General features: G+C 44.3%; 22 protein-coding genes, 1 pseudogene and 1 other annotated feature. Of the genes and pseudogenes, 5 read left to right on the top strand and 18 right to left on the bottom strand.

The window, feature by feature from the left end:
• Positions 1–35: 35 nt before the first annotated feature.
• On the bottom strand, positions 36–1,688 hold the full coding sequence (locus NST18_RS03265) for a peptide ABC transporter substrate-binding protein (RefSeq protein WP_340721215.1): 1,653 nt from the start codon (positions 1,686–1,688) through the stop codon (positions 36–38).
• 291 nt (positions 1,689–1,979) lie between these two features.
• Here NST18_RS03265 and NST18_RS03260 point away from each other — a divergent pair, with 291 nt between their 5' ends.
• Positions 1,980–2,306 carry a DUF3899 domain-containing protein gene (locus NST18_RS03260; RefSeq protein ID WP_004891831.1) on the top strand — a complete coding sequence of 109 codons (327 nt, stop codon included), beginning with the start codon at positions 1,980–1,982 and terminating at the stop codon, positions 2,304–2,306.
• 35 nt (positions 2,307–2,341) lie between these two features.
• Positions 2,342–2,569 (top strand) — a binding site (T-box leader).
• 49 nt (positions 2,570–2,618) lie between these two features.
• Complete coding sequence (trpS, locus tag NST18_RS03255; protein WP_340721214.1) at positions 2,619–3,608, top strand: tryptophan--tRNA ligase; 990 nt, start codon at positions 2,619–2,621, stop codon at positions 3,606–3,608.
• Positions 3,609–3,637: 29 nt separating this feature from the next.
• Here trpS and NST18_RS03250 read toward each other — a convergent pair whose 3' ends face one another.
• From NST18_RS03250 to NST18_RS03240, 3 genes are all read right to left on the bottom strand, one after another.
• The gene (locus NST18_RS03250) at positions 3,638–4,378 is read right to left on the bottom strand and encodes a YjbA family protein (RefSeq protein WP_077427633.1); all 741 of its coding nucleotides are present in this window, start codon (positions 4,376–4,378) and stop codon (positions 3,638–3,640) included.
• Positions 4,379–4,454: 76 nt separating this feature from the next.
• Positions 4,455–4,661 carry a hypothetical protein gene (locus NST18_RS03245; protein WP_006318836.1) on the bottom strand — a complete coding sequence of 69 codons (207 nt, stop codon included), beginning with the start codon at positions 4,659–4,661 and terminating at the stop codon, positions 4,455–4,457.
• 54 nt (positions 4,662–4,715) lie between these two features.
• Positions 4,716–5,438 carry a DUF2268 domain-containing protein gene (locus NST18_RS03240; protein ID WP_340721213.1) on the bottom strand — a complete coding sequence of 241 codons (723 nt, stop codon included), beginning with the start codon at positions 5,436–5,438 and terminating at the stop codon, positions 4,716–4,718.
• Positions 5,439–5,870: 432 nt separating this feature from the next.
• Here NST18_RS03240 and NST18_RS03235 point away from each other — a divergent pair, with 432 nt between their 5' ends.
• On the top strand, positions 5,871–7,100 hold the full coding sequence (locus tag NST18_RS03235) for an IS110 family transposase (protein ID WP_064214420.1): 1,230 nt from the start codon (positions 5,871–5,873) through the stop codon (positions 7,098–7,100).
• A 205-nt stretch (positions 7,101–7,305) separates the two neighbouring features.
• Here NST18_RS03235 and fabF read toward each other — a convergent pair whose 3' ends face one another.
• The 3 genes from fabF to NST18_RS03220 form a co-directional block, all read right to left on the bottom strand.
• Positions 7,306–8,547: a beta-ketoacyl-ACP synthase II gene (fabF, locus tag NST18_RS03230; RefSeq protein WP_340721212.1), complete on the bottom strand. Its 1,242-nt coding sequence runs from the start codon at positions 8,545–8,547 to the stop codon at positions 7,306–7,308.
• A 32-nt stretch (positions 8,548–8,579) separates the two neighbouring features.
• Positions 8,580–9,512 (bottom strand): beta-ketoacyl-ACP synthase III, encoded by a 933-nt coding sequence (locus NST18_RS03225; protein WP_004891851.1) that lies wholly within the window; start codon positions 9,510–9,512, stop codon positions 8,580–8,582.
• A gap of 108 nt (positions 9,513–9,620) precedes the next feature.
• A complete protein-coding gene (locus NST18_RS03220) occupies positions 9,621–10,580 on the bottom strand; it encodes a BMP family ABC transporter substrate-binding protein (RefSeq protein WP_051035098.1) in 960 nt (319 codons plus the stop codon).
• A 312-nt stretch (positions 10,581–10,892) separates the two neighbouring features.
• Here NST18_RS03220 and NST18_RS03215 point away from each other — a divergent pair, with 312 nt between their 5' ends.
• On the top strand, positions 10,893–11,072 hold the full coding sequence (locus tag NST18_RS03215; protein ID WP_035018840.1) for a YjzD family protein: 180 nt from the start codon (positions 10,893–10,895) through the stop codon (positions 11,070–11,072).
• A 26-nt stretch (positions 11,073–11,098) separates the two neighbouring features.
• Here NST18_RS03215 and clpB read toward each other — a convergent pair whose 3' ends face one another.
• The 9 genes and pseudogenes from clpB to argC form a co-directional block, all read right to left on the bottom strand.
• Positions 11,099–13,681, bottom strand: a complete 2,583-nt coding sequence (gene clpB / locus NST18_RS03210; protein WP_004891856.1) for an ATP-dependent chaperone ClpB — start codon at positions 13,679–13,681, stop codon at positions 11,099–11,101.
• 85 nt (positions 13,682–13,766) lie between these two features.
• The gene (locus tag NST18_RS03205; protein ID WP_003395421.1) at positions 13,767–13,946 is read right to left on the bottom strand and encodes a YjzC family protein; all 180 of its coding nucleotides are present in this window, start codon (positions 13,944–13,946) and stop codon (positions 13,767–13,769) included.
• Between the two features lie 89 nt (positions 13,947–14,035).
• Positions 14,036–14,980, bottom strand: coding sequence for an ornithine carbamoyltransferase (gene argF, locus NST18_RS03200; RefSeq protein WP_340721209.1), 945 nt, complete (start codon positions 14,978–14,980; stop codon positions 14,036–14,038).
• Entirely contained in the window at positions 14,977–18,081 is a 3,105-nt protein-coding gene (locus tag NST18_RS03195; protein ID WP_340721208.1) for a carbamoyl phosphate synthase large subunit, read from the bottom strand. The genes argF and NST18_RS03195 overlap by 4 nt, the downstream gene beginning before the upstream one ends.
• A pseudogene (locus tag NST18_RS03190) lies at positions 18,074–19,142 on the bottom strand (carbamoyl phosphate synthase small subunit). The gene NST18_RS03195 and the pseudogene NST18_RS03190 overlap by 8 nt, the downstream one beginning before the upstream one ends.
• A 49-nt stretch (positions 19,143–19,191) precedes the next feature.
• Positions 19,192–20,349 carry an acetylornithine transaminase gene (locus tag NST18_RS03185; RefSeq protein ID WP_004891867.1) on the bottom strand — a complete coding sequence of 386 codons (1,158 nt, stop codon included), beginning with the start codon at positions 20,347–20,349 and terminating at the stop codon, positions 19,192–19,194.
• Positions 20,346–21,104 (bottom strand): acetylglutamate kinase, encoded by a 759-nt coding sequence (gene argB, locus NST18_RS03180; protein ID WP_004891870.1) that lies wholly within the window; start codon positions 21,102–21,104, stop codon positions 20,346–20,348. Before argB ends, NST18_RS03185 begins: the two co-directional genes overlap by 4 nt.
• Positions 21,105–21,116: 12 nt before the next feature.
• Positions 21,117–22,343: a bifunctional ornithine acetyltransferase/N-acetylglutamate synthase gene (argJ, locus tag NST18_RS03175; RefSeq protein ID WP_340721207.1), complete on the bottom strand. Its 1,227-nt coding sequence runs from the start codon at positions 22,341–22,343 to the stop codon at positions 21,117–21,119.
• Positions 22,344–22,357: 14 nt separating this feature from the next.
• Positions 22,358–23,383 carry an N-acetyl-gamma-glutamyl-phosphate reductase gene (argC, locus tag NST18_RS03170; protein ID WP_004891874.1) on the bottom strand — a complete coding sequence of 342 codons (1,026 nt, stop codon included), beginning with the start codon at positions 23,381–23,383 and terminating at the stop codon, positions 22,358–22,360.
• 173 nt (positions 23,384–23,556) lie between these two features.
• On the opposite strand from argC, the gene NST18_RS03165 reads away from it, so the two are divergent.
• Entirely contained in the window at positions 23,557–24,240 is a 684-nt protein-coding gene (locus NST18_RS03165; RefSeq protein WP_004891876.1) for a Crp/Fnr family transcriptional regulator, read from the top strand.
• A gap of 40 nt (positions 24,241–24,280) precedes the next feature.
• Here the strand turns inward: NST18_RS03165 and NST18_RS03160 are convergent, their stop codons facing one another.
• Positions 24,281–24,988, bottom strand: coding sequence for a YwiC-like family protein (locus NST18_RS03160; protein ID WP_064214239.1), 708 nt, complete (start codon positions 24,986–24,988; stop codon positions 24,281–24,283).
• Positions 24,989–25,056: 68 nt separating this feature from the next.
• Complete coding sequence (locus NST18_RS03155; RefSeq protein WP_340721206.1) at positions 25,057–25,812, bottom strand: alpha/beta fold hydrolase; 756 nt, start codon at positions 25,810–25,812, stop codon at positions 25,057–25,059.
• Positions 25,813–25,855: the final 43 nt, after the last annotated feature.

The raw sequence follows: 25,855 nt of genomic DNA, 5'->3' as shown, positions 1-25,855 counted from the left end.
ATGCTTTCGCACATATACTCTCCTTTCTTTTTCGATTACTCGATATAAGCCCACTTATAGCTATTGTCTGGACCGAATGGATGATCAACGATACCTTTCACGTATTCACGCTCTAAGTACGCTGAACCACGTTGGTACACTGGTGCGATAACTGCCTCGTCTAACAAGATTTTCTCAGCTTTTACCATCGCATCCCAACGAGCTTGCAAGTCAGAAAGAAGCGTTGTTTTCGCATCTTTTACAAGTTTGTCGTACTCCGCATTTGACCAACCTGTTTGGTTATGAGCACCGTTTGTGACAAACATATCGATGAATGTCATTGGGTCTTGGTAGTCTGGATCCCAACCAGCAAATGAAAGCTCATATTGCATTTTGTTTTCAAGATCAAGTTTTTGTTTAAATGGTTGTTGTTTAATGTTAATTGTTAAACCTGGTAAGTTTGTTTCAAGTTGCTCTTTAAAAAATTCACCGATTTTCTTCGCGCTATCATTGTCGTAGTTTAACAATTCAAGCGTAATTTTGTCTTTGCCAAGCTCTTTTTTCGCTTGTTCCCAATATTTTTTCGCTTCTTCTGCGTTAAACTTCAATAAATCGCCATTTTCTTCACGGAAGTCTTTTCCGTTCGGACCTTTAACGAATCCTTCTGGAACGAGGTAGTTCGCTGCTTTAGAACCGTTATTTAAAATCGTCGCAACCATCGCTTCTTTATCGAAGCCCATCGCAATCGCTTTGCGAGCATTTACGTTTTTCAACACTTCATTCTTTTGGTTCATACGAATGAAGAATAATACTGGTTCAGATTTTGTTTTAAAGTTTTTGTCGCTTTTATATTTGTCAACAAACTCTGCACTTAAACCGACGCGGTCTGCTTTGTTTGTTTCATACAAGTTTACACCTGTCGCTACATCTTTAACGATGTTGAAGTTAATTGTTTCAAGTTTAACTGTTTGTGCATCCCAATATTGCTCGTTTTTCTTTAATTGGAAGCTTTGCTCATGTTTCCACTCGCTTAATACGAACGGACCGTTGTAAATTGTTGTGTTTGCTTCAAGACCGTACTTGTCCCCTTGTTCCTTAACGAATTTCTCGTTTTGTGGATAGAACGTCGGGAATGTTAATAAGCTTAAGAAGTATGGAATTGGGTTTTTCAATTCAACTTGTAACGTTTTTTCGTCAATTGCTTTTACGCCTAATTGGTCAACAGGCACTTTTCCTGTGTTTACTTCTTCAGCGTTTTTAATGTCGTACATAATGTATGCATACTCAGCACCTGTATTTGGATCAAGCGCTTTTCTCCATGCAAACACGAAATCGTTTGCCGTTACAGGCTCACCATTTGACCATTTCGCATCGCGAAGTTTGAATGTGTACACTTTTCCATCTTCGCTTACTTCATAGCTTTCAGCCATTCCTGGTGTAGGCTCGTTGTTTTGGTCTAAACGATATAACCCTTCAAATACGTTGTTCATGACGCGGAATGATACGGAATCAGTCGCTAACGTAGTGTCTAGTGAAGGAATTTCCGAAGTTTCTAACAAGTTCAATACTTGCTCTTTTGCTGGCGCTTCTTGAGCCGGCTTTTCGCCCTCATTGGCAGTCTTGTCTTCTTCTTTTTTGCCGCCACATGCTGCTAGTACCATGGAAGCGACGAGAAGAAGAGCGAAAAAGGCAGATAGCTTTTTCTTCATGCGAGTTTCCCCCTTATTTTTTGTTTTTTTAGATTTTATTTCCATCTTCTGATTTATCAGAAGATTTGAAACACAAGGATATTATATAATGAATTAGTATACTTGAAAAGATTTTTTAAAAACTTTTTTTAAATTTTCTAACATCTTAAACGAATGTAAGGTTTTTTCACAAATATGATAAAATCAACTTGAGGACTATTTTATTCGTTTTATTCTCATTTGTAAATAGAAAATTTACACTTTTTTTAGTATAATACTTCACAGCGATTAAGCGTGGAAGGTGGATAAGTTGTGAAAAAACTAGTTGTGACAAGCGTTCTCGTCTTTTTTATTGCGCTAACAGTTGCACTTTTTTCTGCACATAGATGGCTTACTTTTATTAACGTTTCGTTTCTCCTCGCTCAACCGCTCATCATCATCGGTGGCTTACGGTTCATTTATGAACGAGGATTTTTCGATGTAACGATCGCGAGTTTTAAGCGGTTGTTTCGCTCACCTGTCGAGCGTTATTATGCCCAAGACGAACATGATGAAACAAAAACGCAGTGGGGTGCTCCTTTTTTTTTCGCTGGGCTATTCGTAACGTTCATGACGCTCATTTTGTCATACGTTTATTGACATAAAAAAACGAACACCATATAATGTTTTAAAAAACCGATGCGATGACAAAGAATAGTACATATGACGAGGCGTTCAGAGAGCTTGTGGATGGTGCGAACAAGCCGCTAGTTATATGGAATGGGCTTTCGAGCATTCAAGCTGAAACGAAAGTAAGCTTGGACGGTTGCCTTCCGTTACAAAGGTGCCATGCATGCGCATGGGCAAAGTGATTGTCGTATCGGCAATAACTAGGGTGGCACCACGGTTCTATCGTCCCTACAGATGATAGAGCCTTTTTTTATTTGGAAAAATAAAAAAAGGAGTGATTCGATGAAGACGATTTTTTCAGGTATTCAACCGAGCGGCGTCATTACGCTCGGCAACTATATCGGGGCGATGAAGCAATTTGTTGAACTGCAACACGACTACAACTGCTACTTTTGTATCGTCGATCAACATGCGATTACCGTCCCGCAAGATCGGCTCGCGCTTCGGAAAAACATTCGCAGTTTAGCGGCCTTTTATTTAGCGGTTGGCATTGATCCGAACAAATCAACGTTATTTATCCAGTCAGAAGTTCCTGCGCATGCACAAGCAGGTTGGATTTTACAATGCATCGCCTACATCGGCGAATTGGAGCGCATGACGCAATTTAAAGATAAATCAGCAGGAAAAGAAGCGGTCAGCGCTGGGTTGTTAACGTATCCGCCGCTTATGGCAGCCGACATTTTACTTTACTCGACAGACATCGTTCCTGTCGGTGAAGACCAAAAACAACATATTGAGCTCACACGCGATTTAGCGGAGCGATTTAATAAACGATATGGGGACATTTTCACGATCCCGGAGGCGCGCATTCCGAAAATCGGAGCCCGCATTATGTCGCTCACCGATCCGATGAAAAAAATGAGCAAATCCGATCCAAACCAAAAATCGTACATTACACTACTTGACGATGCGAAAACGATCGAGAAAAAAGTAAAAAGCGCCGTGACGGACTCCGAAGGCACCATTCGTTACGATAAAGAAAAGAAGCCGGGCGTATCAAACCTATTGACGATTTACTCCATTTTGGCGAACGAATCGATTGAGCAATTAGAAGAGCGCTACGCAGGAAAGGGATACGGAGAATTTAAAGCGGACGTCGCTCAAGTGATCATTGACGCATTGACACCAATCCAAGAAAAATATTATGAGCTTATGGAAAGCTCAAAACTAGATGACATTTTAGACGAAGGGGCAGAAAAGGCAAACCGCGTCGCAAACAAAATGTTAAAGAAAATGGAAAATGCCATCGGGTTAGGAAGAAAAAGACGATAAAAAACTCAGCTCCGTGTGGGGCTGAGTTTTTAATTCACTTTCGGTTCTTGTTCCATTTCCCACAGTTTTTCAAAAAACGGTTGTCCTTTCACAAGCCGTTCGCACAAATGAACGTGCCGCTCCGACCATCCATGTTTCGCTTCTTCGTACAAGCCGTTCCACGCTTCTTCGAACGACATTTGTTGAATGTATGCATACTTTTCTGGCGCCCATTCCGTATACCAATAACGCACTTCGGCAACATTTTTCGTTCCGTATAGTTGATCAAGCGCCATAAATAACAGTTGTTTCAATTGTCGCTCTTTACGTGTCAATCCGCTCATGAGCGCAGGATGAGGCGATAAAATGTGATATTCTTTTTCACTTTGTTGAAATGGATATGTGCGCACTTCTTGTTCTTTCATCATCTCATACACGAGCTGTTCTTGGCGTGGAATGAGGCGGCTTTTTCGAATCGGAATATGATAACCAATCGTATCAATGGCGATAATGCCGTAACCATCTGTGGCGATAAAACAATAATCAAGTTGAATGCGTTCGTGGTTTTTGCGCACGTACGCTTTTTGATATACGTCTTCAAGCAACGGTTTCGGAATTTCGGCCAAGCTGTTTTCTAAGTAGTGAAACAACGGCGCGCTCACTTTCAACACTGGCACTTGATCTAACAGTTCAATCGCATCATCTTTTCTCCACTCATAAAAGTGGCAAACGTTATAGCCGTTTTCTTCTCCTTCAAACCAATTTACCCAAACATCGTGAAGATACAACATGCATAACCCCTCACTTCGAACGATTTGTTCACAGTATGGTCAGAGGTCGTTCATTTTATTCCATTTCACCCTAAATTTAACCATCATCACGAAATGGGAAAAAAATGCTTAGCCACGTCATGAATAAGCCAATCGGTAAAAAATAACACTCCACTTTTGTGCTAATAAATAACAAATATTCTTTCCAATCTGAGCGCGATGCCATAATGTTTAAATACGCAATCATCGTCGTCCCACCGATCACCGACATCCCGAACCCAAGCAAATAAAAAAAGAAACGCATACATTAGCCCCCTTGTCCACTACTATATGTATGAACAAGCGACATAACGATGCGTTACATAAAAAAAATTTGTTCAGATGTCATAGTGAGTAACTCCGTCATCGTCTTTTTCGCTAGCGCTCGTCTCACCACTTCATATCCAACCGCGTAACCAAGCATGCGTGGATACAACATCGAACCATACAACAAGGCACGATAACGAGCATCGTCTGGACGAAGAGACAAGTTTGGCACGAGCCATTTTTTCGTAAATTGCTCGAGTTGTTCTTTCGTATAATATGTCGTCCATTTGGCGACATATTCGCTTCCAAGCCGCTCCCTCACCGCATGTTCGGCTAATCCTTCCATGACGATGCGATCAAGGAGCGTATAGTCCCGTTCATCTTTCGGGTCAGCATGTAAACGACAGACATGATTGTATTCGTGAATGAGGAGGGCGTAAATATGTTCGTTCGAGACATGAGGAAGTAAAAATAAAAATAGTTGATCGAAAAAAGCGACGCCTGACTTTCCGCCAAATTCATGTTGGAGTGAACGATTTGTGGCATCTGCGGGGAAAATATAAATCGGCACATCTGGCCCATTCCACTCTTTTTTTAGCTCCGCAAACTTTTTGGCGACAAACGCCCATACGTTTTTTTGTTCCAGCTGTTTCATCATGTCATGTTGATTGCGCCGTGCCATGCCATGTGCGAATAAATGGCGCTGTACGTCTTCGTTTATTTTTTTACGCCATCGATCATCCACAAACCAATCTTTCGTATTTACTACTCCCATCATCCTCCCTCCTCGTATAGTATGTTTAGAAAGATTTTTAAATCGAATTTCCAGTTGGATATGCTCCTTGACAATCGCATATGTGTAAGTGATTTGCCCACGGGGGAGGGGCGCGCCCCTCCCCCGTGGATGGCACTACATCGGGGTTGGACTTTTCGCGATGTTCTTGGATAATGGTCTTAGGATCATCGGGGACACTCTTCTCTCTCCTGTAGCTTTGACTACTTAGAAAGTCTGTCTCCCCGGCTCCTGTTCGGACTTCTAACCCGCAGGCTGTTCCCGTTGGTTTCCCATGCTGGAAGGAGCAGCTTCCAGGCAGCCCATGGCCCAACGTGAGTTCTCATATGCGAGGGTGACTGGTCAACAGGCGCGGTCCGGGGGCATCCCGAAGAGTCCCAACCCCACGATCCTACTACGATTGGAGGTGATCTCATGAAACTCTACGTCGGGATTGACGTGAGCTCAACGGACTTATACACGTGTATCATGGATCAAGAAGGAAACACGTGCGCCCAATTCAAGGTGGACAATCATCTCCTTGGCGCGACCTTCCTTCGCGATCAAATCCTCCTGTGGGCCAACAAGCTCCAACCATCCGAAATTCTCATCGGGATGGAAGCCACTTCGGTCTACAGCTGGCATCCAGCGATGTTTTTCCACCAACAGGAGGAGCTGAAGTCTTGGAATGTCAAGGTGTTTACCATCAATCCAAAGCTCATTCGCAAATTTAAAGAAGCGTACACTGACTTGGATAAAACGGACGGCATCGATGCGTGGATCATCGCCGATCGGCTTCGCTTTGGCCGTTTGAAAGTGACAGCTGTCATGCAAGAACAGTTTATCGCCCTTCAACGGCTCACGCGCATGCGCTATCATCTCGTCCATCAGCTGACTCGGGAAAAGCAGTACTTCCTCCAACACTTGTTTTACAAGTGCAGTTCCTTTACCCAAGAGGTGGACAGCTCCGTGTTCGGACATGCCATCTTAGAGCTTCTTCTCGAGTCGTTTAGCTTAGACGAAATCAGTCAGATGGACGTGCAACAGCTCGCTGACTTCTTGCGCCAAAAAGGACGCAATCGCTTTGCCGATCCGGAATGCATCGCCAAGTCCATTCAAAAGGCGGCTCGTTCGTCGTATCGGCTTTCCAAATGTGTCGAGGATTCCATCGACTTGCTTTTAGGGCTATCGATTCAATCCATCCGTAGCCTTCAAGCGCAAATTAAAGAGCTAGATAAAGCGATTACTCGCCATTTGGAAGGCATCCCAAATACGTTACAAACGATTCCCGGCATTGGTCCGGTCTACGCCGCTGGCATCTTAGCCGAAATTGGACAAATCGAGCGCTTTGACAACCAAGCCGCCTTAGCAAAGTATGCAGGTTTGACTTGGTCTAAGCACCAGTCCGGTCGGTTCCAAGCCGAGGAGACTTCCCTCATTCGTTCCGGCAATCGCTATCTCCGTTACTACCTAGTGGAGGCTGCCAACTCGGTACAACGGCATGATGCGTCGTTTCGCACCTATTACCGGAAGAAGTATGAGGAAGTACCAAAGCACCAACACAAACGAGCCCTCGTCCTCACCGCTCGAAAACTCGTGCGTGTGATCGATGCGCTGCTACGCAACGGTCAAATCTACACGCCAAGAAAGGGGGAAGATCGATAGGGGTATCGATCTAACTGATTTTGCATTAAAACCCAGTTAATGACATAAGACAAGACTGGGCTTCTTAAGTATTGCCTTTTTTCGGGTCATCGGACAATCGAATTTCCAATTTCGATGATTTTTCACCTTGACATATTACCGCAGGACTTTCGTTATCGCATTGTACGAAAAACGAAAGGAAAATGTGAAAAGGATGAGGAAAGCCTCATCCTTCATATTTTTTGAAAATGATCGTCGCATTATGGCCACCAAAACCGAGCGAGTTGCTTAATACGGCACGCACGTCTTGTTTGCGGGCAACGTTTGGCACGTAATCTAAGTCGCATTCTGGATCTGGTGTTTCATAGTTAATCGTTGGCGGAATAACACCATCGTAAATCGATAACACGGAGAAAATCGCTTCAACAGCCCCTGCTGCCCCGAGCAAATGCCCTGTCATCGATTTCGTCGAGCTGACCGCTAATTTGTACGCATGTTCACCAAATACTTCTTTAATCGCCATCGTTTCGTATTTATCGTTATACTCTGTGCTCGTTCCGTGTGCGTTAATGTAATCGATGTCTTCTGGTCGCATGTTCGCATCATGAAGCGCTTGGCGCATCGCGCGGACGCCGCCTTCTCCGCCCGGTGCTGGCGCGGTAATATGATACGCATCGCCTGTCGCACCGTAGCCGACAATTTCTGCATAAATGCGTGCACCACGTTTTAACGCATGTTCAAGTTCTTCTAAAATAATAATGCCTGCCCCTTCGCCCATAATAAATCCGTCGCGATGTTGATCGAACGGACGGCACGCCGTTTTCGGATCAGGGTTAAACGAGAGCGCTTTTGCGGCGCTAAATCCTGCAAACGCCATATGTGTAATCGGCGCCTCTGTTCCGCCTGTAATCATCACATCGGCATCGCCGCGCTCAATTACTTTGAACGCATCGCCAATCGAGTTCGTTCCTGTGGCGCAGGCGGTCACCGTGCATGAGTTTATTCCTTTCGCGCCAAGCATAATCGACACTTGTCCGGCCGCCATATCTGGAATCATCATCGGAACAAAAAACGGGCTGACGCGACGATACCCTTTTTCTAAAAACGTCTTCATTTGCTCTTCGTACGTTTCCATCCCGCCGATACCTGAGCCAATCCATACGCCGACGCGCGTTGCGTTTTCCTCTGTAATTTGTAAATTTGCATCTTTTACTGCCATCATCGAAGCAGCAACCGCATACTGCGTGAAACGGTCCATTTTGCGCGCTTCTTTTTTATCAATAAATTGTTCGACTTGAAAATCTTTCACTTCTGCCGCCACTTTTGCAGGGAAATCGTCCGCATTTAACCGTGTAAGCGGACCGATGCCCGATTTTCCTGCCACGATGTTTTTCCATGTCGTTTCCACATCATGTCCTAACGGTGTGACAGCCCCTAATCCCGTGACGACGACTCGTCTTTTTGCCACCACTCATCACTCCTTTGTTTCATCATACATCGTTATTTGCCCCAGCGCAACGCGATAGCGCCCCACGTTAATCCACCGCCAAAGCCAACCATAATGATGAGATCATCATCTTGAATGCGTCCAGCTTCTACTTCTTCAACGAGCGAAATCGGAATCGATGCAGCGGACGTATTTCCGTATTTATTAACCGTAATCGACATGCGTTCGACAGGTAGTTCTAACCGTTCGCGCGCCGCTTCCATAATGCGAATGTTCGCTTGATGTGGGATTAAAAAGTCGACGTCCGCTTTCGTCAAGCCTGCTTTTTCTAATACGCGAATGCACGACTCTCCCATTTGACGCACGGCAAACTTAAATACTTCCCGTCCGTTCATGACGACATAATCGTCATGATATAAATATTTTCCACCTGTTCCGTCCGCACCAAGCTCAAATGACACGATGCCGCGGCCTTCTGAAACTTTCCCCATCACAACAGCTCCTGCTCCGTCCCCAAACAACACCGCTGTGTTGCGATCCGTCCAATCGACAATTTTCGATAATTTTTCTACCCCGACAACGAGCACATATTTGTACGTGTCCGTTTCAATAAATTGTTTCGCTGTCACCATGGCATACATAAATCCTGCGCATGCCGCGCTCACATCAAGCGCCGCCGCGCGCACCGCACCAAGCTTTTCTTGCAACATACATGCAACAGACGGAAACGCGCGATCTGGTGTCACCGTCGCTACTAAAATCAAATCAATTTGTTCGGGAGAAATACCCGCATCATCAAGCGCACGCTTTGCTGCGATATAGCCCATATCGGACGTATCGATATCGTCTGACGCAATGCGCCGCTCTTCAATGCCTGTGCGCGTCCGAATCCATTCATCGGACGTATCCATTTGTTGTTCTAATTCTTTATTCGTCACAATACGTTCCGGCAAATATCGTCCAATTCCAATAATTCCTGCATTCACGGAAATATCGTCTCCTTTTATTATCAAACTTTATTACTTGGTACTAATTTTACTTTCTTTTTTCGTTCCGTGCAATAAAAAAAATGAGGTGCTTACTCGACACCTCATTTACTCATTCGGCAATTTCCCTGTTTTTTTATATCGTTCAATCGCTTTTGTCATTTTTTGTTGAAACGATTCATCTACAAGCGGGCTAAACGCGCCGAGTTCAACGACACCGTCTTGAAAGTCGACATATGTCGTTCCTGACGTTAACTCCCCGTCGATAAACTTTTGCGCAACGAGTTCATATAGTGCATCGACATGTTGGACGGTGCTTGTCAGCACTGTTCGTTCCCCTAAATCTGATTGGTCTGTCACATAGCCAATCGCATAAAGACCATGTTCTTTCATCTTTTCAATGATCGGTACGCTAAATTTATCGCCAGCTGGGTATATGACATCGACCCCGTCAGCGATCATCCGCTCAGCGATCGCCATGGCTGCATCGATGTCATCCCAACTTTGTACATATTCAATATCGACATGGACGTTTTCATTTTCATATAACGCCCCTTCAAAAAAACCGTCCACTTCCGATTGCCATTCAAACGCAGCAATAACACCTATTTTGTTTGTTTTCGTCATATGTCCTGCGACCATACCACCGAAAAAGCCCATCGCATGTCCTTGGAGATTGAAGCTTGTGACGTTTTTCTTTTTCGCCTCTCCGTTAAAAAATACAAAATGTATGTTCGGATATTTTTCCGCGATGTCATCAAAATATTCCCCATATTCGTTTCCGTGCCCGAAAATTAACTTAACGCCTTTTTGATGAAACTCTTTTACCGCCTGTTTTGTGGCCGCTTCCGAGTTCACACCCTCCCGATAAAACACTTCAGCGCCAAACTTCGCTTGAATACGAAGCAACCCTTTATATCCTTTCGTTCCCCACACTTGATCGTCGATCGTATCCGGAACGAGCAAACCAACCTTTTGTACATGTCCCGATGATAATTGAGCAGGAGCGCAAGAAGATAATATAACAAGTAGTGCAAAAATCAAATATGTATATCGCCACATCAACATGCAACACTCCTTTTTCCGTTTCATCTCTTATTTTACTTGCTTTGTTTCTAGTTGGTAAAGAAAAAATCCCCACGGGTATGGGGACTATACATCATTATATTGTTCGTAAATGCGTTCATATGAATCGCACACCATTGCTCGCTGAATTGGAAAAATCGTTGCTTCTCTGTCATAACCGTCCACCTTAAGCACATCATTGTACAATATATCGTATGCGATTTTCTTTTGCGTGTACTAGGCGTTATAATTTTTCGTTTTCGCACATCCATCATTTATGTTAAGATAAAAAAAGAGTGCAAAGGAGGGAGTTACATGCGCATTTTTTGGACGTTTTTTTGGACGTTTTTATTAGTCAACATGGTGACATACGTCGTTAGCTCCATGATCGGTGTGGCGTACCATTTCGCAACCGGTACAACATTGGCAGTCATTGCAACCGTTCTCATTTTGTTAATCGCGCAACTTATTCCAAACGACCCTGTCCATCATTAAAAAAAGGATAAACGGCATCTGTCCGTTTATCCTTTTTTTACAACTAATTGATCACCTTCGACATCGATCGTCACCGCGTTATAGTCTCCGATATGCCCAGCGACAATTTCACGCGCAAGCTTCGTTTCGATATGTTTTTGAATAAACCGTTTGAGCGGGCGAGCACCATATACATGATCAAACCCATGTGTCGCAATGTATGTTTTCGCTTCGTCCGTTAATGTGACTGTGATGTGACGCTCCGCTAACCGTTCTTCTAATTGTTTGATAAACTTCTCGACAATGCCTTTTACTTCACGTACCGTTAACGGCTTAAATAAGACAATATCATCGATGCGGTTTAAAAACTCTGGTCTAAAATGCGCACGTAACTGTTTTAACACTTGTTCGCGCGCTTCTTCGTTTACCTCCCCGTGCGCATCGACCGCTTCTAACAACGTATGTGATCCGATATTTGATGTCATAATGACGACTGTGTTTTTAAAGTCTACCGTTCTTCCTTGCGAGTCCGTCATGCGACCGTCATCTAACATTTGCAGTAAAATGTTAAACACTTCTGGATGCGCTTTTTCAATTTCATCAAGCAAAATGACCGAATACGGTTTTCTGCGTACCGCTTCGGTGAGTTGTCCCCCTTCTTCGTAGCCGACATACCCCGGAGGCGCTCCAATTAAACGAGATACTGCATGTTTTTCCATATATTCCGACATATCGATACGAATCATTTGTTGTTCGCTATCAAACAACGCTTCCGCTAACGCCTTCGCCAGTTCGGTCTTTCCGACACCTGTCGGACCGAGGAAAAGAAATGAACCGATCGGACGATTCGGATCTTTCATCCCTGCACGCGCGCGTAACACCGCATCACTCACTAGCTCAACAGCCTCATCTTGTCCGATAACGCGTTCATGTAAAATATTTGAAAGCCGCAATAACTTTTCTCGCTCGCCTTCCACGAGTTTCGTCACCGGAATGCCCGTCCATTTCGACACAATCGTTGCGATTTCTTCTTCCGTTACTTCTTCACGTAGCAAGCGTCGCTCTTTTTCGCTTTGCTCTAATTGTTTCAATTGTTTTTCAAGCTGTGGAATGCGTCCGTGACGAAGTTCTGCTGCTTTATTTAAATCGTAATTGTTTTCTGCTTCTTCTAACTCACGCTTTGCTTTTTCTAACTGCTCACGCAACGCGCGCACGTGTTGAATCGCTTCTTTTTCTTTTTCCCATTGCGCTTTCATCGCGTTTGCTTTTTCGCGCAAATTTGCCAGCTCTTGCGATAGCGCCTGTAAGCGTTGTTTGCTCGCTTCGTCTTGTTCTTTTTTAAGCGCTGCTTCTTCAATTTCCAATTGCATCATTTTTCGCATTACTTCATCAAGTTCCGTTGGCATCGAATCAATTTCTGTTCGAATCATCGCGCACGCTTCATCAACTAAGTCAATCGCTTTATCAGGTAAAAACCGATCGGAAATGTAACGGTCTGATAATGTCGCTGCTGCCACAAGCGCACCGTCATGAATGTTGACACCATGATGAATTTCAAATCGCTCTTTTAATCCGCGTAAAATTGAAATTGTATCTTCGACCGTCGGCTCTTCGACGAGCACTTGTTGGAAACGACGTTCGAGCGCTGGATCTTTTTCAATATATTGACGATATTCATCAAGCGTCGTCGCTCCGATACAATGCAATTCCCCGCGCGCAAGCATCGGCTTTAACATGTTACCAGCATCGAGCGCACCGTCTGCTCGCCCTGCCCCGACGATCGTATGCAGTTCGTCAATAAATAAAATGATACGACCTTCGCTTTTCTTTATTTCATTTAATACCGCTTTTAACCGCTCTTCAAACTCTCCGCGAAACTTCGCACCGGCAATGAGCGCGCTCATATCGAGTGCAAAAATCGTTTTATCTTTCAATCCTTCTGGCACGTCTTTTCGGACGATGCGCTGCGCGAGTCCTTCGACAATCGCTGTTTTACCGACGCCCGGCTCCCCAATTAAAACCGGATTGTTTTTCGTCTTGCGCGATAAAATGCGAATGACGCGGCGAATTTCGCTATCGCGGCCGATGACCGGATCTATTTTTCCCGCTTTTACTTCTGCGACTAAATCGCGACCGTATTTTTGCAACGCTTCGTATGTAGCTTCCGGATTTGGACTAACCACGCGTTGATTCCCCCTTATTCCCATAATCGTTTGTAGTAGCTTTTCTCGGTCAATACCGTAGCGCGACAATATTTGTTTCGCTTCTTTATCATCAACGAGGGTAAGCAACAAATGTTCAACCGATACATATTCATCTCTCATTTGTTTCGCTTCTTGTTCTGCCCGCACAAGCCATTGTTGTAAACGATTTGTTACATATATTTTTCCTGCCTCTGAACTCGAAATAACTTGCGGTTTTTTGTTTAGCTGTTTATGCCATTCATCTAACAACGTTGCGACGGAAACTGACATTTTCTCGCATATTCGTCGAGCGAGCCCATCTTCTTGTTCAAAAAGCGCTATACATACATGTTCGACATCGACTTCTTGATGTTGTTTTTCCACCGCCAACGATTGAGCCCGCATGAGTGCTTCTTGCACTTTTTCCGTCATTTGTTGCATATTCATCGCGCTCACCCCTTTGACTTTGACTTTATTTGACTTTTATCTATTACGTATTATAACGAGAAAGCCACCCTTATGCAAGGATGGCTTACGGTTTCGGAAAGTACGTCCAAATGCGGTTATGATTTGACGTCTCAGGGAAACGGTCACCTGCTTTTAGCTTTAATTTTTTCGGGTTTTTCACTTGATCCCCTGTTTCACCAATTTCAATATATATCCCGTTGTTAGGTGCTTTTTGCCCTGGGCGGAAATGTCGACTTTGTCCCATCCGTATCCCTCCTCATCGTCTCATCATTTTATAATATGTCCGTTTTGCTTCGGAAACATGATGAGAAATAACGGATGGACATACAAATGTTACAGTAACGAAACGAGCAGCGCTTTTTGCGCATGAAGGCGGTTGCCTGCTTGTTGGAAAATGTACGACTGTTTTCCATCGATGACACCTTCCGTCACTTCTTCTCCACGATGGGCTGGCAGGCAATGTAAAAACATAAAATCTGGTTTCGCTCGTTGGACGAGTGCTTCATTCACTTGAAATGGGGAAAAAATGTGCATGCGCTCGTTCGCCTCCGCTTCTTGCCCCATGCTTGCCCAAACGTCTGTGTACACCACATCCGCATCAGCAATTGCTTCGTACGGATCGTTTGTGACAACGATCGTCGCTCCGCTTTCGTTTGCGATCTGCTTCGCTTCTTTAACAATCGCTTCTTTCGGCTCATATCCTTTCGGTGAAGCGACCACACAATGCATGCCGACTTTTGCAGCAGCAAGCATTAACGCATGCGCCATATTGTTTCCATCGCCAATGTAGGCTAGCTTTAGTCCTTGTAGTTTTCCTTTTACTTCATAAATCGTCAATAAATCAGCAAGCGCTTGACACGGGTGATCGTCGTCAGTTAACCCGTTAATAACTGGAATGGTCGCATAATGAGCAAGTTCCGCGACTTTTTCATGCTCAAATGTGCGAATCATAATGGCGTCGACATATTCGGACAATACGCGCGCCGTATCGGCAATCGTTTCTCCGCGCCCAATTTGCAAATCGCGACTGCTTAAATGAAGCGCATGTCCGCCTAATTGCACCATACCTACTTCGAACGAGACGCGCGTTCTCGTTGACGGCTTTTCAAAAATCATTGCCAACGTTTTGCCGCTTAACGGCGTATACCGCTCCCCGTTTTGTTGTTTTTCTTTTAATTCAACAGCTAAATGAAGCAAATATTCAATTTCTTCTTTTGAATAATCCGCTAACGTTAAAAAATCTTTTCCTTTTAATTGAATGGTTGCTGTCATATTCATTTTCTCACCACTTCACTTATTGTTTTTAACCAATCTTGAATCGAACAAACGGAAAAATCTTTACTTGACCATGCTTGTAAAAACAATTTCGCTGTTTCTTCTTCCGTTAACACGAGCACATGGCGAGCGAGCGCTTGTTTTCTTCGCCCCGCACTTTGTTCATCACGCATAAAGCTAACAAACGCAAGCGCCTCTTTTTTCGCGACCCATTGTTCAAACGGCTCATCTGTTACAATCGTTACCCCTTGTTGTTGCGCTTGTTCAATAAAGGACTTCGCATCCGCTGGCGCATCGACGTATATTTCATGCGCCTCTTTTTTCTTCACGAGATATGGATAAAACGCTTTATATGCCGCTTCTTCGATCGTTTTGGCGATGCTAATGCCTTCGCCTGTCGATTTCATTTCCGGCCCAACGAGCGGATCGACACCAGGCAATTTATATGTCGAAAACACCGGATATTTTAAGACAACATACGGGAGTAAAACCGTTTGTTTGACTTCTTCCGACAAATATTTCCCAAGCAATACGTTTGTCGCATGTTGAACCATCGGTACCCCTGTCACTTTACTAACAACTGGAACGGTACGACTTGCCCGCGGATTCACTTCTAATACGTACACTTCGCCGTCTCGTACGATAAACTGAACGTTCATTAATCCTTTAAAATAAAGCTTTTTTGTGATTCGTTTCGTATAGTCGATCATTTTTTCTTTTTCTTCTTTCGTAAACGATTGAGCAGGCAACAATGCATAACTATCGCCCGAATGCACCCCTGTTTTTTCGACATGTTCAATGATCGTCGGAACAAACGCGTCATATCCGTCACAAATCGCATCAAGCTCGCCTTCTTTTGCGCGCACATATTCGTCAATTAATACAGGATAAACGATGCCTTGCTCTACAAGGGCAGAAAGCTGTTGTTTATCGTGAACAATATGCATCCCTCTCCCGCCAATGACATACGATGGGCGAAGCAAAAGTGGATATCCAATTTCTTCTACTTTTCTCCACAATTCCGTTTCATCGTTTGCCATCGCCCCTTTCACGTGCGGGATGTCAAGCGATTGAAGCAACGTATAAAAACGCTCCCGATCTTCCAACTGATCGATCGTATCGCTATTCATTCCAATGATGGAAACGCCGTACGCTTCAAGTTTGCTCGCTAAATTAATGGCCGTTTGCCCACCAAATTGCACGATGACCGCTTCAACGTTTTCCGCTTCCACCACATTTAATACGTCTTCGACGGTGAGCGGTTCAAAATATAAACGATCCGCTACCGTAAAATCGGTACTTACCGTTTCGGGATTGTTGTTGATTAAAATCGCTTCATAACCCGCTTGTTGTAAAGCGTACACACAATGAACAGAACTGTAATCAAACTCGATCCCTTGCCCAATACGAATCGGTCCTGAACCGAGAATAAGCATTTTCGGTTTGTCGCTCGTTTGCACTTCGCTTTCGCCAAAATATGTTGAATAGTAATATGACGTTTCTGCTGAAAATTCTGCCGCACACGTATCGACCATTTTATAAGCTGGAACAATGCCGTATGCTTTTCTTTTTTCACGCACATCTTTTTCAGCAACGTTCCATATATGAGCTAAATACGCATCGGAAAATCCTTTTTCTTTTAACGTGCGAAACGTTTGTTCATCAATGAGATCGAGCGTCGTTTCTTTCGCCTGTTGTTCAAGCGCAATGAGCTGAGCAAAACGCGTTAAAAAATACAAATCGATTTTCGTCCATTCATATATTTGCTCCGTTGACATGCCGCGCCGAAGCAGCTCTAAGATCGCAAAAAAGCGCCGATCGTCTCCCGTTTTTACGATGTCAATTAACATCTTCGTCGGCTGTTTTGCCATTGTTGGTGAATATAAGCCAATATGGTCTAACTCAAGCGAATGAAGGGCCTTTTGCAACGCTCGCTCGAAATTGCGGTCGATCGCCATCACTTCTCCTGTCGCTTTCATTTGCGTCCCGAGACGACGATCGGCAAACGAAAATTTATCAAACGGAAAGCGCGGAAATTTGACGACGACGTAATCGAGTGCAGGCTCAAAGCTCGCATACGTATGTCCCGTCACCGGATTAATAAGCTCGGCTAGCGTATAGCCGACCGCCAATTTCGCCGCCATTCTAGCGATCGGATAACCGGTCGCTTTCGATGCGAGTGCAGACGATCGACTCACACGCGGATTGACTTCAATTAAGTAATATTTTTTGCTCGTTGGATCAAGCGCAAATTGAATGTTGCATCCACCGACAACGCCAAGCGCCGAAATAATTTTAATGGCAGCGGAACGCAACATATGATATTCGACATCCGTCAACGTTTGCGACGGGGCAACAACGATCGAATCGCCCGTATGAATACCGACAGGATCAATATTTTCCATATTACAAATCGTAATGCACGTATTCGTATGGTCTCGCATCACTTCATATTCAATTTCTTTAAAACCCGCGACGCTTCGTTCCACTAAACATTGCGTAATCGGGCTTTCCTGCAATCCTTTTGTGACAATGTCAACAAGCTCATCCATCGTTTCGGCAATGCCACCGCCTGTTCCACCGAGCGTATATGCCGGACGGACGATGATCGGAAACCCGATTTGTTTTGCGAATTGCACCGCTTCTTCAACTGTCGTTACAATTTCGCTTTCTGGCACCGGTTCATTTAATTCATACATTAACGCTCGAAACGCTTCACGATCTTCCCCACGCTTAATTGATTCAATCGGTGTACCGAGCAAACGAACGTTATATTTTTGTAAAATACCACGTTCATGGAGCGCAAAAGCCAAATTTAGTCCGGTTTGCCCGCCAAGCGTAGCCAACAGCCCATCGGGTCGCTCTTTTGCGATAATTTTTTCCATACTTTCAACGGTCAGCGGCTCAAAATATACCGCATCCGCATGCACTTCATCGGTCATAATTGTCGCAGGATTGTTGTTTGCTAAAATGACGCGGTATCCTTCTTCTTTCAATGCTAAACAACCTTGCGTTCCTGAATAGTCAAACTCCGCTGCCTGCCCGATGACGATCGGACCAGAACCGATGACAAGAATCGAGCGAAGCGTTGTATCTTTAGGCATACACTTTCTCCTTTCTTGCTGCTTTCATCATGTCGACAAATTCTGCAAAGATAAATTGCGTATCGTTTGGTCCAGGGTGCGCTTCAGGATGATATTGCACGCATAAAATCGGCTTCGTTTCATGGACGACTCCTTCCACTGAACCGTCATTAACGTTAATAAAGCGAATGGAGAGCGGCGTATCGGCTAAACTTTCCGCCTTGACAACATAGCCGTGATTTTGCGATGTCATCCATACTCTTTTCGTTTTCACATCATATACCGGCTGATTTGCCCCACGATGCCCAAACGGCAATTTTTCCGTATCCCCCCCCGTAAGCAAGCGACACGAGCTGATGTCCGAGACAAATCGCAAGCGTTGGATACCGTTCAATAACGGAAAGAATGTTTCGTAAATGATGCGACAACTGTTTCGGATCCCCCGGTCCGTTCGATAACAACACCCCGTCAGCATCGAGTTGCTCAACCGTTTGTAACGGCGTATTGTACGGAACGACGGTCACCCGACACCCATGTTCAATTAACGACTGAACAATTGATTTTTTGTAGCCAAAATCAAATAAAACAACATGCATATGACCGTCTCCGTACGTTTGTACATCCGATGTACTAACGAGTGGAACAGGCGCTTGTTCCTCCATTTGCACGACCGCTTGACGACTTGTTGAAATGACGGCAGGCATCGCCCCATGTTCCCGGATTTGTTTCACAACCGCCCGCGTATCCACATGCGTAAGAAGGGGGACGTTCCATTTTTGCAAATATTGCTTGAGGCTATAGGCCGCTTCGTAATGATGTCCCGTCTCTTCTGCTTCATAAACGATGACAGCTTTTACATGCGGCTGTTTGCTTTCAAAATCGACTTCATTAATCCCGTAATTTCCAATGAGCGGATACGTAAAAACAATCATTTGATTTTTATACGACGGGTCTGTTAACACTTCTTGATATCCTGTCATTCCTGTAAAAAAGACAACTTCTCCTGCAATATCTCCCGTCCACGCCGTTTCTAAATTGCCGACAAACGTTTTGCCGTTTTGTAAATGTAAATACGCTTCCATTTCAACACCCCAACCGAATGTTTATTAAACAAAAAGAATTTTTATTCATTTATGCGTATAAAAAATTGCGTTCATATAACGTTAACGCATCTTGTAATATATTTACCGCTTCATCAAGCTCTTCTTTCGTGACAATGAGCGGTGGTAACAGACGAATCACGTTCGGCCCTGCGGCTAAAACAAGCAATCCTTTATCGTGAATATGTGGTAAGATGTTTGCGACTGGTTCGCGACATACGATGCCAATCATTAACCCTAAACCGCGTACTTCTTGAACGATATGAACGTCTTTTAATTGCTCGGCTAATTTTTCCTTGAAATATATTCCTTTTTCCTGTACTTCTTGTAAAAACGAAGGCTGAGTGACGATTTCAAGCGTTGCTTTCGCTGCTGCCATCGCCAAAGCATTTCCGCCAAACGTGGAGCCGTGCACACCTGCGCTAAACGTTGCGACGACATGTTTTTTTCCGAGCATCGCCCCAACAGGAAATCCGCTTCCTAACCCTTTCGCAATCGTAATAACATCAGGTGAAATGTCAAACTGTTCGTAAGCGAATAACGTTCCTGTTCGCCCGATCCCTGTTTGCACTTCATCGACAATCAACAATGCTCCATACGTTTGACAAAGCTGTTGTGCTGCCTGTAAAAATGATTTTTCTCCGACGACAACACCGCCTTCACCTTGCACGACTTCCACCATGACAGCCGCTACCGTTTCGTCCATTTCTCTCTGAAGGGCATCGATATCGTTAAACGGTACATACACAAACGTCGGCAACAACGGGCCAAAGCCGTCATGAATTTTCGCTTGCCCTGTTGCTGACATCGTCGCAAATGTACGCCCGTGAAACGATTGTTCACACGTAATGATTTTCGAACGTCCCGTATGTTTGCGTGCAAGCTTGATCGCCGCTTCGTTTGCTTCCGCTCCGCTATTGCAAAAAAACACCGCATCGCCAACAGAATGTTGAACGAGAAGAGAAGCGACTTCTTCTTGAATCGGGAGATGAAATAAATTGGACACGTGCCATACTTCATTTAGTTGCGCCTCGAGGGCTTGTTGCACTGCAGGATGGCGATGACCGAGATTGCATACCGCAATGCCTGCAACAAAATCGAGATATGATGTTCCGTCTGTTGCGATAAGTTTCGTCCCCTCAGCTTTTGCCACCGTAATCGGGAATCGTTGATACGTTGGAAAAATCATACGTACACCTCTTTCTTCATCATCGTTCCATGCCACGTTCCTTCTTTATAAAATGAAGCCTTTCCGCTCACAATCGCCACTTCTTCAACCGAATGGAGCGCGTGAAGAGCAGCTTTTACTTTCGGAATCATTCCACCTGAAATTGTTCCATCAGCCATCATTGCCTCAACCGTTTGAGCAGTTGCTTCTTTAACAACTTCTCCATTTTTTAAAATACCAGCGACGTCTGTGACAAAAACGAGTTTGTCAGCCGAAAGCGCCTGCGCAATGGCAGAGGCGGCTGTATCGGCGTTAATGTTGTACGTTTGTCCACGTTCATCCACACCGATTGGCGCAATGACAGGGACGTATCCGTGACGCAACAACATATGCAACATTTTCGTATGAACGTGTACGACTTCTCCTACATAGCCGAGCGTTTGTACGTCGATCGGTTTCGCTTGTAACAAGCGATCGTCGACACCGGACAAACCAACCGCACGAATGCCGTTTGTTTGCAAAAGTGAAACGAGCGTCTTGTTCACTTTTCCGTTTAACACCATTTCAACAACGTCTAGCACGTCTTTTGTCGTTTTTCGCAAGCCGTTGACAAATTCGGACGGTATGTTGAGCGCCTGTAACAAATGCCCAATGTCTGGTCCACCACCATGAACGATGACAACATCAAGTCCACTTTCTCTTAGTTGTTTAACGCTCGTAAAAAACGATGGAGATAACTCATGAAGCACACTGCCGCCGCATTTAATGACAATCACAACGATCCCACCTTATGTGCGATAGCTCGCATTAATTTTAATGTAGTCGTACGTTAAATCGCATCCCCATGCGATCCCTTCTCCTTCGCCGAGATGTAAATCGACTGTAATGACGACAACATCTTCCATTAGAGCGGCTTTCGCTTCTTCCTCTGAAAACGGCACCGGTTGGCTTTGCTTTAACATTTGAATGAAGCCAATCCATACGTCAACACAATCTGGTTTGATGTATGCTCCGCTATGTCCAATCGCACCGATAATACGCCCCCAATTTGCATCTGCCCCATATACTGCTGTTTTCACCAAATTCGATCCGACGATATGTTTCGCCGCCCATTTCGCTTCTTCGTCTGTTCGCGCTCCCTTGACACGCGCTTCAATCAATTTCGTTGCCCCTTCACCGTCGCGCGCAATTTGCTTCGCTAAATGTTCACACGTTTGGCGAAGCGCTTCATAAAAGTTTTCCCAATCCGGATGTTGCGGGGAAAGCGTCTCATTGCCTGCCAATCCGCTTGCCATGACGATGACCATATCGTTTGTTGACGTTTCTCCGTCGACCGTAATTTGATTAAACGACACATTTGTAATGGAGCGCAGCGCATCTTGTAATACGTCTGATGGGATGTTCGCATCCGTCGTAATAAAAGCAAGCATCGTTGCCATATTTGGATGAATCATCCCCGAACCTTTTGCCGCCCCTGCAATAGTCACGACTTGACCGTCTACAACCGTTTCGTAACACGTTTTTTTCATAACAAGGTCAGTCGTTAAAATGGCCGTTTGAAAATCAACTGCACTATCCCATTCCGCCTTCGGTTTCAATTTTGGAATGCTCGCACGAATTTTTTCCATCGGCAAATACTCACCAATGACTCCTGTCGATGCGACCGCTACGAGATGCTCATGAAGTCCAAATGTTTCCGCACACAACCTCCGCATTTCGTACGCATCTTGTAATCCTTGTTCTCCTGTACATGCATTCGCATACGCGCTATTGACAATGACTGCTTGAAGTTTTTGTTCTACCGCAATGCTTTGTTTCGTCACTTGCAAAGGGGCTGCTTGAAACACATTTTGCGTATACACTGCCGCACATGTTGCCGGCACGTCGCAAACAATCACCCCTAAATCTTTTTTCGTATAACGCAGTCCCGCATGCACACCAGCAGCTTGAAATCCTTTCGGTGTAACAATCGTTCCATCGGCTATATATTTTACTTTTTTTTCTTTCACTTTCACTTTTCTCCCCCCATTTACGGATACATCGGCATCGCCGTCAGTCCCGTTTGTTCGTCGAATCCAAACATCACATTTGCATTTTGAACGGCTTGCCCTGCCGCCCCTTTCATTAAATTATCGATCACGCTCACAACAGTAATGCGATTCGTGCGCTCATCATAAGCAATCCCAATATCACAATAATTTGAGCCATATACGTCTTTCGTACATGGGAACGATCCAGCTTCCCGCACGCGCACGAACGGGCAATGTTTGTACGTTTCTTCATATAACTCTATTATTCTATCAACCGATACGATACATGCCGCTTCCGCATATATCGTCGCCATAATGCCGCGCGTCATCGGAATTAAATGCGTGCTGAACGTAATCGGCCCAATTTGGTCATTCCAATCGCCTAACATTTGTTCAATTTCAGGAATGTGTTGATGCGTATTCACTTTGTATATTTTTACGTTTTCATTCGTTTCTGCAAAATGAACGCCAAGCGACACCCCGCGCCCTGCACCAGACACACCTGATTTCGCATCGACAATAATCGAATCAGAAACAACCCATTTTTGAATGACAAGTGGCGCTAATCCGAGCAACGTCGCTGTCGGGTAACAACCGGGATTGGCAACGACATTCGCCTTCGCAATATGCTCACGATTCCATTCCGTTAAACCGTATACAGCCTGCTTAAGCATTTCTTCACTCGGTGGCGTTTTTTTATACCATTTCGCATATACGTTCCCATCACGCAAACGAAAGTCTCCGGATAAATCGATGACTTTATGCCCTGCTGCCAGCAATTTCGGCGTCCATTCGCTCGATACGCCAGGCGGTGTCGCTAAAAACACAAGCTCGCCTTCGATATCATCGCTTCGAATATCACGCAAGACGAAACGCTCCTCGATATGCGGATACACGTCATGTAGCGAAACACCTGCTTGTGAAGATGAATGAACAGAAGCGACATGCATATGCGGATGATGTTGCAATAAGCGAATGAGTTCAATTCCCCCGTATCCTGTCGCTCCAATAACGGAGACTTTCATCAACCTGTTCCCCACTTTCTGTATATTTTATAAATTTAGTTATCATTATAATACTGCATAAAAATAAAATCAAATGTATATTTAAATATTTTTCGTTTTTCCCATTCATTTATTGACGCCGCATCTGTTTTTCTTTTTAATGGAATTAGATAACAACAAAAGGTGGTTAGCATATGACAATTCAACCGATCTCCTTATCCGAGCTTCTTTCCCTCCCTCACCATACGATCGACATTCAAAAAGGAGAATATATTTTTCAAGAAGGGGAAGCGGCAAGTGAGCTGTATGTTGTATGTACAGGAAAAGTACAATTGAGTAAAACGACTGAGGAAGGGCGCGAACTGTTGCTTCGCATTTGTGAGCAAGGGGACGCGTTTGGGGAGATCGTTCCGTTTCAATCGATGTGCGTTTGTACCGTTAGCGCAAAAATGATGGAGGCGGGGACGTTAGCTGTCATCAACAAGCAACAACTCGAAGAAAAATTGACGACAGACCATGCGTTTGCGTTGCAGTTTATGCAATGGATTCATTTACAATTACAACGGATGCAAGCAAAAGTGCGCGATTTAATTTTGCACGGAAAAAAAGGTGCGCTTTATTCCACACTCATTCGTTTAGCGAATAGCTACGGCGTTGAAACAGAAGACGGTATTTTTATCGATCTTCCGATGACGACGCAAGAACTCGCCAATTTTTGTGGCAGTGCACGCGAAGTCGTCAGCCGCCTGTTGAAAGAATTAAAAGAGCGTGGCGTCATTTCTTTCGAGAAAGGGAAAATGACGATTTACGATATACAATTTTTAAAAGATGATATTCGTTGCGAAGGTTGTCCAATCGACATATGCAACATGAAATAAACGGGTGTCCGAAAAATGAAGACACCCGTTTTGCATCATATTAATAAACGATCATCACAACAAGCGCAAAATAAACAGCATTGACAATTTCATAAATCCCTACTTTTTTAATCGACAACGCTTTTCCATAAAAATAAATCGCCCGTACGGCGCTTGGCACATACGCGAAGGCAAGCCAACCGTTTCCTGTTGCAACACATGCGACAACGACAAATAGATGAAACAACCATGACGCCCACTTATAGCGTGGATTGTTTTTTTCGCGAATCATCGTTTTCACGTAAAATGTACTTCCGATGAAAAACAAAACAGAAGCAATAAATAAAAACAACGCTTTTTCATCTATATGTCCCGTACCGATGTAGTAACTCCCAAGTCCACCAATGGAAAAGTTGATAATGGCAGCGACATCGTTTACAAACGCACGCTCTTTTTTCTTTTTCGCAAAATACATATTTACAATAAAGAACGGAATCATCGCTAAACCGAAATAAATGAGCGACGGTTTGTAAGCAAGTGGAAACGCGACAAAAATAAGCGCGATCAACATATATGTTGCAAACCATTTTTGATGACGAACAGTTGCTTGTTTTTTTATCATTAACGTCCATACATATGTGGCTAAATATAGGAAAAACCATGCGACAAATAACGGAAAATGAAGCCACGTCGCTTGACCGATGTCGATACCGAATAAAAATGGAATGATTAACATCGCCCATGCGCCATGTTGTTTCGGAATAACCATACTATCCCTCCTCACGTCTCATTGTACCATCCCCCCTTTCTCTTTTTTGTGATCGATGTCACATGTTTTTATAAATGTGTGACAAACCATTGAACCGTTTGTAACCATGCTTCGCGCGTCACTTTATGTCCCGCATGTTCATCAATTAGCATCGTAAGCGGCTGATGAAACGGCTCAATTTGTTTATAAAAGGCGTATGTATAATCAAACGGAACGACATCATCTTGTTTTCCGTGCCAAATAAAAAGCGGACGGCCATTTAATTTTTCCGGCTGCAGCGATAAATCATATGTTGTTAATGTGTTGCGCAACGCAGCGAGCTGCTCGTTTGACAGCGGCAAAGACATACCTTTTCGCTCAGCAAATTGCAGCTGCAAGTCGAAAAACGTTTGATAGCATGGACTGCCCATGAGCGAGCCAGCGACGCGAATCCATTCATATTGCGTCAACGCACCGAACGTCACAATTCCCCCCATCGATGTCCCAACGACGCCGATGCGATTCGGATCAACAACGTTTCGTTCGACGAGCTCATTTTTTATATCATCTAGCTCGCGAATGGTCGTTAATACAATATCCCAAAACGACAAATGAAGTTCATCGTCAGAAAGCGGATTTGGACGTTCCCCATGATACAGCGCATCCGGCAAAATGACGCGATATCCTGCTTCTGCAAGCCAATAGCCGAAATGAAGATTATGTTCTTTTGCGCTCGTAAAACCATGAATAAAAATGACAAGTGGACGCATATGATGGATACCATCTTCTTTTACGACATGTAAGCAAGGAATGTTTGCGATCGACTCGCGAATAATGGATACCATGTTCTCATCTCCCATATGATGTTTTAACATTATATTACCATAT

Source organism: Anoxybacillus sp. FSL W8-0104, from assembly GCF_038004465.1.
In the GTDB taxonomy this organism is placed as follows: Bacteria; Bacillota; Bacilli; order Bacillales; family Anoxybacillaceae; genus Anoxybacillus; species Anoxybacillus flavithermus_G.
Note: the sequence above shows the minus strand (reverse complement) of the source record. Positions and strands in the feature narration are given on the sequence as shown.

Bases quoted from the DNA above. Each gene is read 5' to 3' on its own strand.
- NST18_RS03155 (WP_340721206.1), bottom strand. From the start codon at position 25,812: ATGGTATCCATTATTCGCGAGTCGATCGCAAACATTCCTTGCTTACAT.
- NST18_RS03215 (WP_035018840.1), top strand. From the start codon at position 10,893: ATGCGCATTTTTTGGACGTTTTTTTGGACGTTTTTATTAGTCAACATG.
- NST18_RS03195 (WP_340721208.1), bottom strand. From the start codon at position 18,081: ATGCCTAAAGATACAACGCTTCGCTCGATTCTTGTCATCGGTTCTGGT.
- NST18_RS03165 (WP_004891876.1), top strand. From the start codon at position 23,557: ATGACAATTCAACCGATCTCCTTATCCGAGCTTCTTTCCCTCCCTCAC.
- NST18_RS03245 (WP_006318836.1), bottom strand. From the start codon at position 4,661: ATGCGTTTCTTTTTTTATTTGCTTGGGTTCGGGATGTCGGTGATCGGT.
- trpS (WP_340721214.1), top strand. From the start codon at position 2,619: ATGAAGACGATTTTTTCAGGTATTCAACCGAGCGGCGTCATTACGCTC.
- argF (WP_340721209.1), bottom strand. From the start codon at position 14,980: ATGAATATGACAGCAACCATTCAATTAAAAGGAAAAGATTTTTTAACG.
- NST18_RS03205 (WP_003395421.1), bottom strand. From the start codon at position 13,946: ATGGGACAAAGTCGACATTTCCGCCCAGGGCAAAAAGCACCTAACAAC.
- NST18_RS03240 (WP_340721213.1), bottom strand. From the start codon at position 5,438: ATGGGAGTAGTAAATACGAAAGATTGGTTTGTGGATGATCGATGGCGT.
- argC (WP_004891874.1), bottom strand. From the start codon at position 23,383: ATGAAAGTCTCCGTTATTGGAGCGACAGGATACGGGGGAATTGAACTC.
- NST18_RS03185 (WP_004891867.1), bottom strand. From the start codon at position 20,349: ATGATTTTTCCAACGTATCAACGATTCCCGATTACGGTGGCAAAAGCT.
- NST18_RS03220 (WP_051035098.1), bottom strand. From the start codon at position 10,580: ATGTTGATGTGGCGATATACATATTTGATTTTTGCACTACTTGTTATA.
- NST18_RS03250 (WP_077427633.1), bottom strand. From the start codon at position 4,378: ATGTTGTATCTTCACGATGTTTGGGTAAATTGGTTTGAAGGAGAAGAA.
- clpB (WP_004891856.1), bottom strand. From the start codon at position 13,681: ATGAATATGCAACAAATGACGGAAAAAGTGCAAGAAGCACTCATGCGG.
- NST18_RS03235 (WP_064214420.1), top strand. From the start codon at position 5,871: ATGAAACTCTACGTCGGGATTGACGTGAGCTCAACGGACTTATACACG.
- NST18_RS03265 (WP_340721215.1), bottom strand. From the start codon at position 1,688: ATGAAGAAAAAGCTATCTGCCTTTTTCGCTCTTCTTCTCGTCGCTTCC.
- NST18_RS03160 (WP_064214239.1), bottom strand. From the start codon at position 24,988: ATGGTTATTCCGAAACAACATGGCGCATGGGCGATGTTAATCATTCCA.